Here is a 14,629-nt window from a genome sequence, read left to right on the forward strand (position 1 = left end):
ACAACCCCGCACGACCTCCAGGTGTCACACAGGTGAACAGGTGCACGGAGAACCCGGACCCACCGGATTCAGCACCCCGCTCGCCCCTTGGAGCCCTCGTGCGCATACGGACCCACGCCCTGGCCGCCGCCACAGCGGCAACCGTCGTGGCGGCCACGGCTGCCCTGACCCTCGCCCCGCCCGCCACGGCCGCCGCCCCCACCCCCACCACCAGCGACTTCAACGCGGACGGCTACACGGACCTCGCCGTCGGCGTCCCGGACGCCACGGTCGGCGGCAGGAGCAGAGCCGGATACGTCAACGTCGTCTGGGGTGGTCCGAAGGGCCTCGGCACCCTCGGCAGCACCCGCGTCAGCCAGGCGAGCACCGGCGTCCCCGGCACCCCGGAGGCGGGCGACCGCTTCGGCGCCGCCGTGGCCGTGGCCGACGTGGACGGCGACGGGGTGGCGGACCTGGTGATCGGCGCCCCCGGCGAGGACGTCACCGGTTCCGGCAAGGACGCGGGCACGGTCGCGGTGCTGCGGGGCGCGAAGGGCGGCCTGGGCACGACGGGCAACACGGCGGGTCGTACGGTGGCGAACGGCCCGGCGGCCTCGGCGGCGTACGGGAAGTCCGTGACCGCGGCCGACCTCACCGGCGACGGGAAGACGGACGTGGTGATCGGCGCGACGGACAAGGTGGTGCTGGCACCGGGCGGCGGGTCCCGTTCCACCGTCGTCAGCGCCCCCATGGGCGGCCGCGCCCCGGTCCTGACCACGGGCGACTTCGACAACGACGGCACAGCGGACCTGGCGCTGGCCTACTGGACCGTGAACCAGCCGTACACCCAGTCCCACGTGCGCCTGTGGCGCTCGGAGCCCTCCGAACCCGGCCTCGTCAACTTCTGGAACACAGACAACGCCGGCGTCTCCGCCCTCGCCTCCGGCGACTTCGACGGCGACGGCCACGACGACCTGGCCCTCGGCGAGTGCCGGGAGATCGCCGACGAGAACATCGACGACCCCTGCGGCCCGGAGGAGTACGCCAAGGGCGGCGGCATCCACATCCACTACGGCGACGCGGCCGGCGGTGCCAACTTCGGCACGCGCTCCCAGACCCTCAACCAGGACACCGTCGGCGTGTACGGCCGCGCCGAGGACGGCGACCGCTTCGGCGCGTCACTCGCCGTGCTCGACTGGAACGGCGACGGCCGCGACGACCTGATCGCCGGCGCCCCCGGCGAGGCGATCGGCACCCGCGCGGGAGCCGGCGCGGCCACGCTGCTGCTGAGCCGCGCCGGCGGCCTGGTCGACCAGTACGGCGAGGCGGTCTCCGTGGCGTACAACCAGGGCAGCCCGGGGATCCCGGGCGCGGCGGAGGCGGGGGACGCCTTCGGCACGGCCGTGGCGACCGGCGACTATGATCATGACGGCACGCCCGACGCGGCGATCGGCGCCCCCGGCGAGAACGCGAACAGGGGCGGTGTCTGGCTCCTCCCGGCCCTGAAGTCGAAGGGCTCGTACGCCGTCACCCCGGTCAGCCTGGGCCTCCCGTCCTCGTCAACTGCACTCTCGTACGGCAAAACCCTGAGCAGTCACTGAGTCACATCTGACTACCCCTTAGGGGATGTCACAGCTCGGCCGCAAAGGTGTCCCCGTTCCCCTGTGCCCACCACGTCGCACACGGGGACCAGGTACGTTCGAAGACGTGGCTGGATTCAGGATCGGACGCGGCCGGAACAACGGCGCTCCTCAAGCGCGACCGCACAACCCTCCGTACGGACAGCAGGCGCCGCAGGGCGGCCCGTCGTACGGCTACCCACAGGCGCCTCAGCGACCTCAGTACGGCGGCGGTCAGCCGTACGGCGCCCAGGGTGGCCCCGGCGGGTCGTCGGGCTGGCCGCAGGCGAGCGGCGGGAACCCGGGCAACCACGGCGAGCCGGAGTACTTCGGCGACGGCGGCGGCCAGGGCTACCCCCAGGGCCAGGGCCAGGGCCAGGGACACGACCCGTACGCGGCCAACAACCCGGGGCACACCCAGGCGTTCTCGGTCGACGGGGATGATCCGTACCACCAGGGCGGCACGTACCGCGCGGGCCAGGCCCCGGCCGCGCCGGCGGGCCCGCGCCTGCACTGGAAGGAGCTGCTGCGCGGCATCGTGATGTCGCCCAACCAGACCTTCCTGGTCATGCGCGACTACACGATGTGGGGCCCGGCCCTCGTCGTCACCTTCCTCTACGGCCTGCTCGCCGTCTTCGGCTTCGACACGGCCCGCAAGGACGCGATCAACGCGACGCTGTCGAACGCGATCCCGATCGTCCTGACGACAGCGGTCGCCATGGTCGTGAGTTTTCTCATCCTCGGCGTGGTCACCCACACCCTGGCCCGCCAGCTCGGCGGCGACGGCGCCTGGCAGCCCACGGCCGGCCTCTCCATGCTGATCATGTGCATCACGGACGCACCGCGCCTGGTGGTCGCCATGTTCGCGGGCGGCGACGCCCCCTTCGTCCAGATCCTCGGCTGGGCCACCTGGGTCGCCGCGGGCGCCCTCCTCACCCTGATGGTCTCCAAGTCCCACGACCTGCCGTGGCCGAAGGCCCTGGGCGCGTCCGCGATCCAGCTGATCGCGATCCTGTCGCTGATCAAGCTGGGGACGTTCTAGCACCGTTGCGGGGCCGCTGGGGATCGCGGGCACCGGGCACCTTGTGCGTGGAGTGCAACAGTTTTCGGAAAGGTGTCGCACTCCACGAACAGGAGATCCGTCACCGGTGGGTGTGCCCTCGCCGGCCGATCTCAGGAGGCGCGACCGGGCGCGGGTGTCGCGGCCGTCTCCGTCGCCGTCGCCGTCGCACTGCGTGCGCCGGTCCGGCGTAGCCATCATGCCCTCACGCCCTCACGCCCATCCCGGCGCGGGCGCGTCCTGCGTTCAGGCCACGGCGCGGAAGACGTACGCCGTCATCGGGGCGGTGACCGGCCCCGGGCCCAGGCGGGCCGTCATCTCCTCGATGACGGTTGCCCGGACAGTTGGTCCGTCGCCGCGCGCCTCAACGGCCGCGCGCACCGGTGTCCCGGTGAGGTACCCGGTGGCAAGGTCGGCGGTCGACGCGGCCCGGCCCTGAAGCGTCAGCTCCTGCTCCTCCTCGACGGCGAACCCGGCGGCCGTCAGATCAGTGACCACGACAGCGGGGTCGGCGTAGCCGTGCGGAACCGTCGGGAAGAACCGTGGCGGGTCGACCGGAAAGGCCCGCTCCAGCCCCGCCTGCAGCGCGACTTCGAAGGCGTGCGTCCCGAACGGGCCCCAGGTGTTGAACAAGAACCGGCCGCCCGAGGCCAGCACCCGCCGGACCTCGGTGAAGGCCGCGACCCGGTCGGGAAAGAACATCACGCCGAACTGGCAGACCACGAGGTCGAAGCTTCCGGCCTGGAACGGCAGCCGCTGCGCGTCGGCCTGCCGCCACACCGCGCCCGGGGCCCGGGCCGACCCGAAAGCGACCATGGCCTCGTTCAGGTCGGTGGCCGTCACTTCGGCCGACGGTGCCGCCGCGAGCAAGTTCGATGTCAACACGCCTGTCCCCGCAGCCAGTTCGAGGATTCGCCGAGGGCGGAGTGCCGCCGCCTTCGCGGTCAGGTCCTCGGCGAAAGGCCGGAAGACCACCGGCACGAGGTACTGCTCATAGGCCGCCGGCATGGACTCCGACCACTCCGACCACCGCTGGTCGGCATTGATTCCCGTCACCTTCATGACGGTACTGCCGCGCCCGGAGACCTCACCCCCGCCGCGCCCCAAGAGAATCGCTCCGCGACACGTAGCCGTGGCATCCAGCCTCCCGGCACACCCGCCTCAGGCAGCCCCGTCGGAGGACAGCACCGCCGCGACAAAGTCGGCCGGCGGCAGGTACCCGTGGCCCTCGACGTAGTGAGCGATCAGCTCAGGTGCGGCGTAGGCGACGCCGCGTCCCATCACCCGTATCTCGGCACTCCCCCGAGGTCCATCGGCGTAACCGGCACCCGGGAGCAGGGGACACCAAGGACAGAGGTGGAAGCCCCGGGTCTGTTGGGCCCGGTGGGTGCGGGTCATGCTCTTCAGCGCTTCGACCAGTCCCGGCGGCGCGGAGCCGTTCGCGTACCCCTTGTCCCCACTGAGCCAGCCCACATTCAGTACGGGGACGCCCTGCCAGAGGCGGCCGGACGCCTCTGGATCCCAGTGGTCGCTGTCATACGTGTAAGGCGTCAGGTCCGCGTAGTACGTCACGGCGACTGTCCACCAGCCCTTCCGAGGCGTATGGACCGGCTAGAGCGCTTCCCTGTTCGGCTTGGCCACTTCCCCCGACCTGTGAACCGGAGGCAGGACACTCCACGGGAAGTTGATCCACTCATCGGTCCGCTTCCACACGTACTCGCACTTCACCAGCGACTGCGACTTCTCGTAGATCACGGCGGACCGGACCTCGGCGACGGCGTCGAGGCAGAAGTCGCGGACGAGCTTGAGGGTCTTGCCGGTGTCGGCCACGTCGTCGGCGATGAGCACCTTCTTCGCGGAGAAGTCGACGACGTTGGGCACGGGCGCGAGCATGACGGGCATGTCGAGGGTGGTCCCGACCCCGGTGTAGAACTCCACGTTGATCAGGTGAAGATTCTTACAGTCGAGCGCATAGGCAAGCCCGCCGGCGACGAACACCCCGCCACGGGCTATGGAGAGGATGACGTCGGGCTGGTACCCGTCGTCGGCGATGACCTGGGCGAGCTCACGAACGGCGCGGCCGAAGACCTCGTAGGAGAGGTTCTCGCGCACAGGAGAACTCGCAGGAGAACTCGCAGGGGAGCTCGCGGAGGAAACGTCGGACATACTCGGCTGCCCCTTCCCCTCTCAGACCTGCGTCCGGTGGAAATTGAGGTAGGACCGGGAAGCGGTCGGCCCCCTCTGCCCCTGGTACCGGGACCCGTACCGCTCGCTCCCGTACGGGGACTCCGCGGGCGAGGACAGCCGGAACATGCACAGCTGCCCGATCTTCATGCCCGGCCAGAGCTTGATCGGCAGGGTGGCGAGGTTGGACAGTTCAAGGGTCACATGCCCGGAGAACCCGGGGTCGATGAACCCGGCGGTGGAGTGGGTGACGAGCCCGAGCCGCCCGAGAGAACTCTTCCCCTCAAGCCGCGAAGCAAGATCATCGGGCAGGCTGATGACCTCGTACGTACTGGCGAGCACGAACTCCCCGGGGTGCAGGATGAACGGCTCGTCCCCCTCGGGCTCGACCAGCCTGGTCAGATCCGCCTGCTCGACGGACGGATCGATGTGGGGGTAGCGGTGGTTCTCGAACACCCGGAAGTAGCGATCGAGCCGTACGTCGACACTCGACGGCTGCACCATGGTTTCGTCGTACGGCTCGATCCGTACCCGACCGGCGTCGATCTCGGCCCGGATGTCCTTGTCTGAGAGAAGCACGCCCCGAGGATACGCAAGACGCGGAGACGCAAGACGCGCGGACCGCCCTCACGAGGACGACCCGCGCGCCTGCTCACTCCTGTTGTTACTGTCTGTTACTGCTCATTGCTGCTGTTGCCGCTCCACCGCACACAGCCGGCCTGCCGCGGACCGCGGAGCCAAGGCCGACCGTCGAACCACGGCTCGTACGACGTACCCGGCCCGCACGGCCCGCCGCCGGCTATCGCTTCTCGAACGCCACAGGCACGACACTGCGAAGCCGGGCACACCGCGGACAGCGGATCAACCGGCCGGGGCCGAGTCGCTCGGCCTGCTGCATCGGGAACGAAGCGGTGCTGAACACGTGCCCATCGGCACAGCGGACGACGGTGCGTTCCATCAAGTCCAAGAGTCCCTTCCCCAAGAGCCTCGTCTGGCTAACTGCCCTGACGACGAAAGCCACATTACGGGATGAAAGGGACGGCCCTCCAGGCGGCACCCCGACCCCGTACGGGCCCCCTGCCGCTCCCCCACCGTACGCCCCAACTCCCGTCCGGCGCAGCCCCGTCCATCCCCCCGAAACGCGAACGGACCCCTCGGCTTCAGCACCGGGGATCCGACATGAGGTAGAGTGACCACGCGTTCCGACACCGGCACCGTCCGGCGTCTTACGCGGGTGTAGTTTAATGGTAGAACATCAGCTTCCCAAGCTGAGAGCGCGAGTTCGATTCTCGTCACCCGCTCCATGCGAAACCCCCAGGTCAGGGACCCGGGGGTTCTTTGTTGTCTGGACCGGTGAGCCGGTCGCGCACCAATACCGCACCATTAGCTCTCGGCGGCCTCCTCGCTGCGGTGCGAGGGGTCGTCCTTGTGGGACTTCGCACGCTCGGCGCGCACGAGGTCGTCAAGCCCGGCGGCCACCTCCCACTGCCACTCCTCATCGGAGTGCTGGTAGATCAGCGCGGCCTTCCAGCGAGGTCCCGCTTCACCTCCTTGTGCAGGAAAGCCGGGAGGACGACAGTGCGGACGCCCGCGTCGGACTTGGTCTCGCCGGGGGCGTGTCCGCCGTTCGTTCTCTCGGGCTCGGCCACACGGACACGGATGACTAGGTTGTCCAGGTCGACGTCTCGGCGGCGAAGGCCGGCCACCTCCACCGGTCGCATCGGACCCGCAGCCGGAGGCCGCAGTCTCCGCGGCTGCCATCAGCGGATGCTCTGCCCAGCGGCCGCGGAGGTGCTGCCGGGAAACGGGAGCGGGGAAGCGCGAGGCGCGAGCTCGAGCCACTCCCCTTCATGCGGGTCGCGGAAGAAGGCGCGAGGCACCTTGTGGCAGCCGGTTTTCTTCTGCGGAGGGAGCGGTCTGCCCGGGCGATCCTGGTACCGCATGCAGTGGGTCCACGAACAGGGGAAGCCGCCGATGACGATACGGTTCACCATCGCGACCCAGGATCTGCCGGACAGGACATCGTCTCACTAGGGACTGTTATGGCGATGCGTGGGTGAGCTCGTGGGCCCGTTGCCACAGTCGGGCACCGAGATCCGCGTCCGCGGCAGAGGGGCGCAGTGGCTCCGGCTCAAGCCGGTTGTAGAAGACGTTTCTCAGTTTGTTGCGGTCGGTGGTGGCGATCCTGATGATCGGCTCGGCCCCCTCCTCCGGTGACTGCGTCAGGCGCCGACCGATCAGGCTTGCCTTTGCTGCCGTGACCAGTGCGGAGTTGCGGTCGAGGCCGGATCGGACGCTGCCTGGGTGGAACGCAACAGCGGTCATTGTGTCCGGTGCCCGGCGGTTGATCTCGGCGGCATGTACGACACTTGCCATCTTCGAGGCGTTGTACGAGCGCATCTGTGCGTAACGTCTCCGATTCTGATCCAGATCGTCCGGATTGACCTTGCCGAACCGGTAGAGACTGGAGCTGGTGTTGATGACAAGGGCGGAGGGGACCTGCAGGAGCTTCTCCCAGAGAAGCGATGTCAACAGGAAGGGAGATAGGAAATTGACCTGCACGGTCAATTCATGACCGTCCGACGTCGTTTCCCGCTTTGGCGAAACGACGCCAGCGTTATTGACCAGGATATCTATCCGCGGTATGCGGGAGATCAGGTGCTGAGCGAGTTCCCGCACCTCGCTGAAGCGCGCGAAGTCTGCGGGAAGGGCGGTGCCACCGACTTCGTCGGCGACAGCGCGGGTTCTGGACACCGCACGGCCCACGACTACGACTGAGGCACCCATCGCGGCCATCCGCCGTGCCGCGGCCGCGCCGACGCCGGAACTGGCGCCGGTGACGACGGCGGTCAGGCCGTCAAGTGTTTCTGCTGCCATGGACCCGACGCTAGGTCCCGCGTTGCAGCAGAGGAAGCGAGCCGTGACCCTGGTGCTGCCGGCACCAGGGTCCGTTGCTCGTTCCGGCCTACCCTTGCCCCCATGGATGACCGCACCGTGAATCTGCTGGGCGATTATCTGCGGGCCCGTCGCGAACTGGTGCGTCCTGCGGATGTCGGTCTTCCTGAGACCGCACGTCGGCGCGTGCCCGGCCTGCGCCGCGAGGAAGTTGCGACTCTCGCCGGTATCAGCGTGGACTACTACCTCGGTCTCGAACAGGGCCGTGACCGGCGGCCGTCTGCGGAGATCCTCCGGGCGCTCGCTCAGGCTCTACGGCTCGACGAGTCCGCAACCACGCACTTGTTCACGCTCGCCGGTTCTGTCCCGCGTTCACGCGGGCGTGCTCACCGCCATCGAGTGTCTCCCACCTTGGCTCGGCTGATCGGCTCCTGGTCGGCGACGCCCGCGTTCGTGCAGACTCATACGTTCCTGGTGCTGGCGGCGAATCCGCTGGCCCGGTCCCTGTCGCCCGCGCACACACCGGGGACCAACCTCGTCAGAACCCTGTTTTTGGAGCCGGACAACTTCCTGGTCGAACCGGATCCGCGTCAGGACTTCGTGGCGTGCCTGCGCGGGCTGGCCGGCGCGGAGGCCGACGATCCGGACCTGGAAGCGCTGGTAGGCGAACTGTCCATGCGCAGCGAGAGCTTCCGACGTCTTTGGGCCAGGCACGATGTCGGGGGCCGCACCAATGGCAGGATGACGATCACTCACCCGCGGGCCGGTACTCTCACGCTCGATCTCGAACGGTTTCCCGTGCCCTCCGCACCGGGACAGCAGCTGGTGGTCTATTCCGCAGAGCCGGACAGCCGGTCACATGAGGCACTGCGTCTGCTCGCGGAACGGGACTTCAACATTGATGGGCGGAAGTGACGCCGACTCAGCATTCCTGTCGCCGCGCGGCTCCCTGACGAGCCGGTCTGTGCACTCGCGACGCGGCATCTGATCCAGGCAGGAGAGCGAGCCGAGCCTGGCGCTTCAGCCATCGCGCGCACCCAGCACTCCGCCGATCCACGAAGCCGTGCCCATAGCGTGCCCGTAAGGACGGACAGCCACGGTCAACAGCGGTGCGAACCGACCCGCACGGCTTCGCCAAGCGAGGACATCTGCCCAGTTCATAGGCATAGAGTCGGCCCAAGCGCCGTCGCTTCCGCCGATCAGACGCGCCCAGCCAAGCCGAGGCAAGCGGTGTCAAGCATCAGGCGAAGCCACACTGTCAACCATCCACCGAGACAGGACAAAGACTCAGCCGAAGCCTGAGTAACAACTCTCCTCACGGGTTCAAGAGCCCGCGCACGGCGCGGGCGCGTGCCGCCTCTGCGGCGCGCTCGGCGGCTGCGGGCATGACATGAGAGAGGCACCTTCTGGCTGGCGCGGTCGGCTCCACGGCTTTAGCTTCCCAAACTCAGAGCTCAATCCGCTCTGACTGTCGAGCCAGATGTGGCCCCGCCTCATCGATGAGCCGGGGCCACGGTTCTAGGGAGCAGGCTCGTAGGTCACGGTGGTGCCGGGGCACGCTTCCGCGAGTTGTGTGAGTGCTCCGAACTCGACGGCGTCGATGGTGAGTTCCCACCGGAGCTTGGTCGCGATCCATTCCGAGGTGTATCGGCACATGACGTCGACGTCCGGCGGCAGCCACTCCGCCGGGTCCTGGTCGGCCTTGCTGCGGTTGGAGGCCGCGGAGACGGCGACGAGGGAGGTGCTGGCGACGAGGTCGTTGGCGTACGCCTCACGCCGCTTGGCGGTCCATTGCGAGGCCCCGGAGTCCCAGGCCTCGGCGAGCGGCACCATGTGGTCGACGTCCAGGGCGGAGGCCATGGTTACCCACTTGGCGTCGTAGTACGACCACCATCGGCCTCCGGAGAGCTTGCAGCCGGGGAGAACTTCGGGCGGGTCGACCGCCTCGGAGATGAGTACCTCCGCTCGCGTGTTGCAGCCGTCGGTGGGGTTCTGGCCGGCGTTCCAGTGCTTGAAGCTCGTGCGCTGGTAGCCGTCCCTCACCTCCGCCGCGAGGGGGAGGACGTCGACCGCAACCGCGATCGGGAGTGTGTAGGTCTCGGCGGCCCGATCGTGTGCGTGAGCCGGAGTGGGTGCCAGTAGGGGCAGGGCGACGAGTGCGGCCGCAAGAGCGGCACGCCTTAGGTTCTTGATCACACATTGCAGAATCGATTCCGCGCACCTCGTTCGAGGGGTTCGACTCGAACGAATGAGCCATATGGATGCTTGAGTTCACCGGACAGACGTTCCATGAGGCACCCGATGGAGGACTCTCCATGCCGGGGTGATCAGCGCCCGCACACCGATAGCCGACTGACCAGCCCACCAGACCTCAATGACCCCCCAGCCGAGGATTCGGGATGAAGAGGTCACGGTGGCGCGCGCACCACAACCGCACCAGTTCGAGCGGGGAACAGCGGGGAATCACGGTGAAGGCGGCCGTCTCCGATGAGGCCACGGTACGGGCATTCGCCCAGGTCAGCGCCCGAACCCGGCTTCAGTGATCGCAGCTTCCCAAGCTGAGAGCGCGAGTTCGATTCTCGTCACCCGCTCCATGATTGAGGCCCAGGTCAGAGAGCCGGGCCTTTTTGCTGTCCGTCGTGATCAGCGGTTGCATGCCAGATTCGTGCCAGAACGCTGATCGTCCGGATCGTCGGTGCCTTCATCTGGCACGGCAGCAACTTCCTGCTGTCGCTCGTCGTCGGAGTGCTGATAGATCAGGGCCGCCTTCTCGGAGGACTGCCCGACGCGGACCATCGTGTCCTTGAGGGTGGCGCCGGAGCGCGTCGACAGCGTGTGCCCGGTGTGCCGGAGATCGTAGGACCGGAAGCCCTCGGGCATGCCGACGATCTCCCTCGCCTTCCGCCACCTCCGCCCGAAGGTGCTGCGCCGGAAGGGAGCGCCCTTCTCGCCGACGAAGATTCCTCGTATGTACCCCGGCGGAGACCGGACTTCTCGCGCTGGCTCACCTGCGGGCCACCGGCGCGGCCATCGGCCCGGTGCTCTACGACGGGCCGATCACGCTGTGCGGCCCTTCGCCAGGCCCCCGCTGTCCAGGACCAGGGCACCGCTCACGCGGCCGCCCCGGCAGGTCTGGCGACGACCCGTCCCGCGCCCATCAGAAGACGTGGATCGGGATTTCGGCGGGGGCGTCGAGGAGTTCGGAGATCTCGTCGTCCAGGCGGACCAGGGTGATGGAGGCACCGGCCATGTCGAGCGAGGTGCAGTACTCGCCCACGTAGCTGCGGTCGATCTCGATGCCTCGCTCGTCCAGCTGTTTGTGGGCCCGGCCGTACACGAGGTACAGCTCGCCGATCGGCGTGCCGCCGAGGCCGTTGACCATCAGCGCGACGTGGTCCCCCGAGGAGTACGGCAGGTCGTCCACGACCGCGCTGACGAGCTCGCTCACCATCGTGTCCGCCGACTGGAGTTTCTCCCGCTTCCGGCCCGGCTCGCCGTGGATGCCCACGCCCATCTCGATCGCGTCGTCCGGCAGGTCGAAGAGCGGGGAGCCCTTCGCCGGGGGTGTGCAGGCGGTCAGTGCCATGCCCATGGAGCGGGCGACGGAGTTGACCTTCTCGCCGATCCGCTGGACCTCGTCCAGATCCGCGCCCCGCTCGGCGGCCGCGCCGACCGCCTTCATCACGAAGAAGTTGCCCGCCACGCCTCGTCGGCCGACGGTGAACGTCGAGTCCTGTACGGCCACGTCGTCATCGATGAAGAGGGTACGGACGTTCAGCCCGTCGGCCTCGGACAGCTCCTCGGCCATCTCGAAGGCCATCCGGTCCCCGGTGTAGTTGTTGACCAGGAGCAGAACGCCCTTGGGAGAGGCGACCAGCTTGACCGTCTCGTAGACCGAGTCGGCCGGCGGCGCGGCGAACACGTCGCCGGGGCAGGCCGCGTCGAGCATTCCCCTGCCGACGCTCATCACATGCGCCGGCTCGTGACCGGACCCGGAGCCCTGGACGATGGAGACCTTGTTCTCCTGCGGGGTGTCGGCACGCATGATCAGGTTGTGCTCGGGGACGTACTTCAGCGTGTCCGGGTTGGCCAGGGCCAGCCCTTCCAGCATCTGCGGGACGTAGTCCTGCGGGTCGTTGACGAACTTCTTCATGGCGTCGCTCCTTCGCGTCGCTCGTGTGCGTCCCACTCGTCGGCGATGCGCTCCGCCATGACCGCAACGGCCACCGCGCCAGGGTCCGGCGAACCGATGCTGCGCTCGCCCGTGTAGCTCTGGCGTCCGCGTCGGGCCTGCATGGGTGTCGTCGCGTCGGCCGCGGTACGGGCCGTCACGGCGGCCAGCCGGGCGAGTTCCGCCGCGCCGGACCCCGGTCCGCCCTCGGCCAACCGCTGTTCCAGGGCGTCGGTCATCGGTATCAGCGCGTCCAGCAGCGTCTTGTCCCCGAGGTCGGACCTGCCGCGCGCCTTGATGCCCTCGGCCGCGGCCCGCAGCATCGCGACCGCGTCCGTGGCGACCAAGTCCGTCCGGTCCTTCACGGCCCCGGACGCCCGCAGCAGGGCGGTGCCCCAGAGCGGCCCTGATGTGCCGCCGACACGCTTGGAGACCACCAGGGCGACCTTCTTCAGGAACTCCGCCGGCGAGTCGGACACGAGGGTGTCCCAGTCGGCGAGCACGATCTCGAAGCCGCGGGCGAGCGAGTACCCGAAGTCGCCGTCACCCGCGACGGCGTCGAGGTCACCGAAGGCCTTTTCGTTGTCCACCGCGGTCTGCGCGATGGTCCGGACGACGAAGGCGAGGTCACCCGTGGATGTCGATGGCGATGTCATGGTTCTCCTGACTTCGACGACAATGACTTCGACGGCAATGACTTCGACGGCAATGACTTCGACGGCATCAGTCCGTACGGGAGGCCGGGCCTGCGGACGCGGTGAGCAGGGCGGCCAGGTCCGCGAGGACCACCCAGCGCCCCGGGCGGGCGCCGAGCGGATCGCTCAGCACCCTGGCGGGAACCTCCCGCGGTGCCGGATCGCCGAGCGACGTGACCACCAGCGAGGCCCCGGTGAAATCCTCCTCCCCGGTGTAGGCGCTGGTCGTGACTGCGCAGGTCAGCCCGGCGCCCAGAGCGGCCAGCAGGCCGTTGCGGCTGTCCTCGATCACGACGGCGTGCTCAGGATCGAGGCTGAGCCGGTCGACGGCGAAGGCGTAGATGTCCGGGGCCGGCTTCTTCCGCTGGACCACATCCCCGGCGAAGACGCTGAAGCCGGCGGTCAGCTCGGGTCCCATGGCGAGTTCGAGCACGCTGCGGACGGACGGCTCCGCGGAGGTGGAGGCGACCGCGAGCGTCCACCCGGCCTCGTGGGCCTCCTCGGCGACCCGCCGCACACCGGGCCTGGGCGGGATGTCCCCGCCTCGGATGATCCCGGTGTAGATCTCGGTCTTGCGGCGGTGCCAGCGGGCGACCTGCTCGTCGAGTGCCTCCTGGTCGGTGGGCAGACCGGCCGCGGCGACGAAGTCGGGGGTCAGCAGGGCCCGCATCCGCTCCTTGCCGCCGCCGACCTTCACCTTTTCCGCGTACTCCGCGTCGCTCCACCGTACGGGCAGGCCGAATTCCTCGAAGGTCTGGTTGAACGCGGGCAGGTGTCCGTCGCGTTCGGTGTCGGCGAGGACGCCGTCGCAGTCGAAGATGAGCCCGGGCATGTCTCAGCCCGCCCGCCCGGCGCTGCCGAAGAGCCCCATCAGGGAACCGGCCAACTCGATGACGTCTTGGCGGACGGCCCGGAAGAGCGATGGCGGATCCCACTTCTGCCGCTGCGCCGCCGTTTCGAGGAAGGCCAGGTTCGACTTCATGTACGTCTCCTTGAGGGCGGTCGAGATGTTGACCTTCGCGCATCCCCGGGAGATCAGGTCGTGGAACTGCTCGTCGGACAGTCCGCTGCCGCCGTGCAGCGCGATCGGCACGGGATGGGCCGCCACGATGTCGGACACGCGCTGGGCGTCGAGCACCGGCGCCCGCTTGTACGACCCGTGGGCGTTCCCGATCGCCGGTGCGAACACGTCGACCTGGGTGGTCCGCAGGAAGTCCAGCGCGACCGCGAGGTCCTGCCGCTCGGCGGCGGTGTCGGTGCCGACGCCGTCCTCCACACCGGTGATCGACTCGATCTCGCCCTCCACCGCGGCCCCGTACGCGCGGGCTTCCGCGACGACCTCGACGGTCTGCCGCATGTTCTCCTCGACCGGGAGCTTGGAGGCGTCGAAGAGCACCGAGTTCCATCCGCAGCGCAGGCACTCGGTGATGACCTCGCGTTCCGGACAGTGGTCCAGGTGCAGGGTGACGGGCACCTCGATGCCGGCGGTCATCGCGGTCCACATGGTGTAGAGGACGTCGCTGCCTATGGACCTGACCGTCTTCACGGAGGTCTGCACGATCAGCGGCGACGCGTTCTCCACCGCGGCCGCCAGCACGGCCTCCAGCGTCAGGTCGTTGAACACGTTGATCGCCGGTACGGCGTAGCGCTCGTCGAAGGGCGCGGAGAGAATCTCGGTCAGCGGTGTCACACCCACGGGCGCCTCCACGTTTTCCGCCCCCTCTCCATTTCACGCCCGCGGTCCGAGCCCCGCCACTTGTCACCGGAGTGCCCGCGGCCCCGGCGGGACCTGTTCGGCCCGGCCCTGCTCAGCGGTGCCCGGGTGCCCCCTCCCCAGCCGCTCCGGAGGGGCTCAGAGCATCTTCAGGAGGTCCTCGCGTGAGGCCGGCCACTGGTCGAAGGTGAGCCGCCCGGCCTCGTCCGCCACGCGTTCGATGTAGGCGGCCACGGCGGAGGCGACCAGGTCTGTCTTGGTGGGGAAGTGCCGGTAGCGTGGGGTGCCTCACATGGCCGTCATGACCGCTTC

General features: G+C 68.8%; 13 protein-coding genes, 1 tRNA gene and 2 pseudogenes. 4 read left to right on the forward strand and 12 right to left on the reverse strand.

Annotated elements, in window-relative coordinates; genetic code table 11:
• The first annotated feature begins 98 nt into the window (after positions 1-98).
• A complete protein-coding gene (locus AB0959_RS33790; RefSeq protein ID WP_366830523.1) occupies positions 99-1,580 on the forward strand; it encodes an integrin-like protein in 1,482 nt (493 codons plus the stop codon).
• 25 nt (positions 1,581-1,605) lie between these two features.
• Positions 1,606-2,640: a YIP1 family protein gene (locus AB0959_RS33795; RefSeq protein WP_366830524.1), complete on the forward strand. Its 1,035-nt coding sequence runs from the start codon at positions 1,606-1,608 to the stop codon at positions 2,638-2,640.
• Positions 2,641-2,904: 264 nt separating this feature from the next.
• On the opposite strand, the gene AB0959_RS33800 is transcribed toward AB0959_RS33795, so the two are convergent.
• The 4 genes from AB0959_RS33800 to dcd all read right to left on the reverse strand — a co-directional run bounded on the left by AB0959_RS33800 (position 2,905) and on the right by dcd (position 5,421).
• Positions 2,905-3,720, reverse strand: coding sequence for a class I SAM-dependent methyltransferase (locus AB0959_RS33800; protein ID WP_366830525.1), 816 nt, complete (start codon positions 3,718-3,720; stop codon positions 2,905-2,907).
• 99 nt (positions 3,721-3,819) lie between these two features.
• The gene (locus AB0959_RS33805; protein ID WP_366830526.1) at positions 3,820-4,230 is read right to left on the reverse strand and encodes a hypothetical protein; all 411 of its coding nucleotides are present in this window, start codon (positions 4,228-4,230) and stop codon (positions 3,820-3,822) included.
• A gap of 39 nt (positions 4,231-4,269) precedes the next feature.
• Entirely contained in the window at positions 4,270-4,824 is a 555-nt protein-coding gene (locus tag AB0959_RS33810; RefSeq protein WP_366830527.1) for a phosphoribosyltransferase, read from the reverse strand.
• Between the two features lie 21 nt (positions 4,825-4,845).
• The gene (gene dcd, locus AB0959_RS33815) at positions 4,846-5,421 is read right to left on the reverse strand and encodes a dCTP deaminase (protein ID WP_366830528.1); all 576 of its coding nucleotides are present in this window, start codon (positions 5,419-5,421) and stop codon (positions 4,846-4,848) included.
• Positions 5,422-6,072: 651 nt separating this feature from the next.
• Between dcd and AB0959_RS33820 the strand changes: the two genes are divergently transcribed.
• Positions 6,073-6,146: transfer RNA gene (locus AB0959_RS33820), tRNA-Gly, on the forward strand.
• Positions 6,147-6,225: 79 nt separating this feature from the next.
• Here AB0959_RS33820 and AB0959_RS33825 read toward each other — a convergent pair.
• Positions 6,226-6,575, reverse strand: a pseudogene (locus tag AB0959_RS33825) (hypothetical protein); the annotation flags it as partial.
• A 307-nt stretch (positions 6,576-6,882) separates the two neighbouring features.
• Positions 6,883-7,719, reverse strand: coding sequence for an SDR family NAD(P)-dependent oxidoreductase (locus tag AB0959_RS33830; protein ID WP_366830529.1), 837 nt, complete (start codon positions 7,717-7,719; stop codon positions 6,883-6,885).
• A gap of 102 nt (positions 7,720-7,821) precedes the next feature.
• Here AB0959_RS33830 and AB0959_RS33835 point away from each other — a divergent pair, with 102 nt between their 5' ends.
• Positions 7,822-8,652 (forward strand): helix-turn-helix transcriptional regulator, encoded by an 831-nt coding sequence (locus tag AB0959_RS33835; RefSeq protein ID WP_366830530.1) that lies wholly within the window; start codon positions 7,822-7,824, stop codon positions 8,650-8,652.
• A 603-nt stretch (positions 8,653-9,255) separates the two neighbouring features.
• On the opposite strand, the gene AB0959_RS33840 is transcribed toward AB0959_RS33835, so the two are convergent.
• The 6 genes and pseudogenes from AB0959_RS33840 to AB0959_RS33865 form a co-directional block, all read right to left on the reverse strand.
• Positions 9,256-9,933 carry an HNH endonuclease family protein gene (locus AB0959_RS33840; protein ID WP_366830531.1) on the reverse strand — a complete coding sequence of 226 codons (678 nt, stop codon included), beginning with the start codon at positions 9,931-9,933 and terminating at the stop codon, positions 9,256-9,258.
• Positions 9,934-10,380: 447 nt separating this feature from the next.
• Positions 10,381-10,698 (reverse strand): annotated as a pseudogene (locus AB0959_RS33845) (site-specific integrase); the annotation flags it as partial.
• Positions 10,699-10,894: 196 nt separating this feature from the next.
• Positions 10,895-11,890, reverse strand: coding sequence for a dihydroxyacetone kinase subunit DhaK (gene dhaK / locus AB0959_RS33850; protein WP_366830533.1), 996 nt, complete (start codon positions 11,888-11,890; stop codon positions 10,895-10,897).
• Entirely contained in the window at positions 11,887-12,564 is a 678-nt protein-coding gene (dhaL, locus tag AB0959_RS33855; RefSeq protein WP_366830534.1) for a dihydroxyacetone kinase subunit DhaL, read from the reverse strand. The genes dhaK and dhaL overlap by 4 nt, the downstream gene beginning before the upstream one ends.
• 67 nt (positions 12,565-12,631) lie before the next feature.
• On the reverse strand, positions 12,632-13,435 hold the full coding sequence (locus tag AB0959_RS33860) for an HAD-IA family hydrolase (protein WP_366830535.1): 804 nt from the start codon (positions 13,433-13,435) through the stop codon (positions 12,632-12,634).
• 3 nt (positions 13,436-13,438) lie between these two features.
• Complete coding sequence (locus tag AB0959_RS33865; protein WP_366830536.1) at positions 13,439-14,299, reverse strand: class II fructose-bisphosphate aldolase; 861 nt, start codon at positions 14,297-14,299, stop codon at positions 13,439-13,441.
• Positions 14,300-14,629 lie beyond the last annotated feature (330 nt).

This window comes from Streptomyces sp. NPDC046862 (assembly GCF_040704615.1).
In the GTDB taxonomy this organism is placed as follows: domain Bacteria; phylum Actinomycetota; class Actinomycetes; order Streptomycetales; family Streptomycetaceae; genus Streptomyces.

Excerpts from the sequence above, each read along its gene's own strand:
- AB0959_RS33795 (WP_366830524.1), top strand. The coding sequence starts at position 1,606 with ATGTCACAGCTCGGCCGCAAAGGTGTCCCCGTTCCCCTGTGCCCACCA.
- AB0959_RS33800 (WP_366830525.1), bottom strand. The coding sequence starts at position 3,720 with ATGAAGGTGACGGGAATCAATGCCGACCAGCGGTGGTCGGAGTGGTCG.
- AB0959_RS33810 (WP_366830527.1), bottom strand. The coding sequence starts at position 4,824 with ATGTCCGACGTTTCCTCCGCGAGCTCCCCTGCGAGTTCTCCTGCGAGT.
- AB0959_RS33830 (WP_366830529.1), bottom strand. The coding sequence starts at position 7,719 with ATGGCAGCAGAAACACTTGACGGCCTGACCGCCGTCGTCACCGGCGCC.
- AB0959_RS33835 (WP_366830530.1), top strand. The coding sequence starts at position 7,822 with ATGGATGACCGCACCGTGAATCTGCTGGGCGATTATCTGCGGGCCCGT.
- dhaK (WP_366830533.1), bottom strand. The coding sequence starts at position 11,890 with ATGAAGAAGTTCGTCAACGACCCGCAGGACTACGTCCCGCAGATGCTG.
- dhaL (WP_366830534.1), bottom strand. The coding sequence starts at position 12,564 with ATGACATCGCCATCGACATCCACGGGTGACCTCGCCTTCGTCGTCCGG.
- AB0959_RS33860 (WP_366830535.1), bottom strand. The coding sequence starts at position 13,435 with ATGCCCGGGCTCATCTTCGACTGCGACGGCGTCCTCGCCGACACCGAA.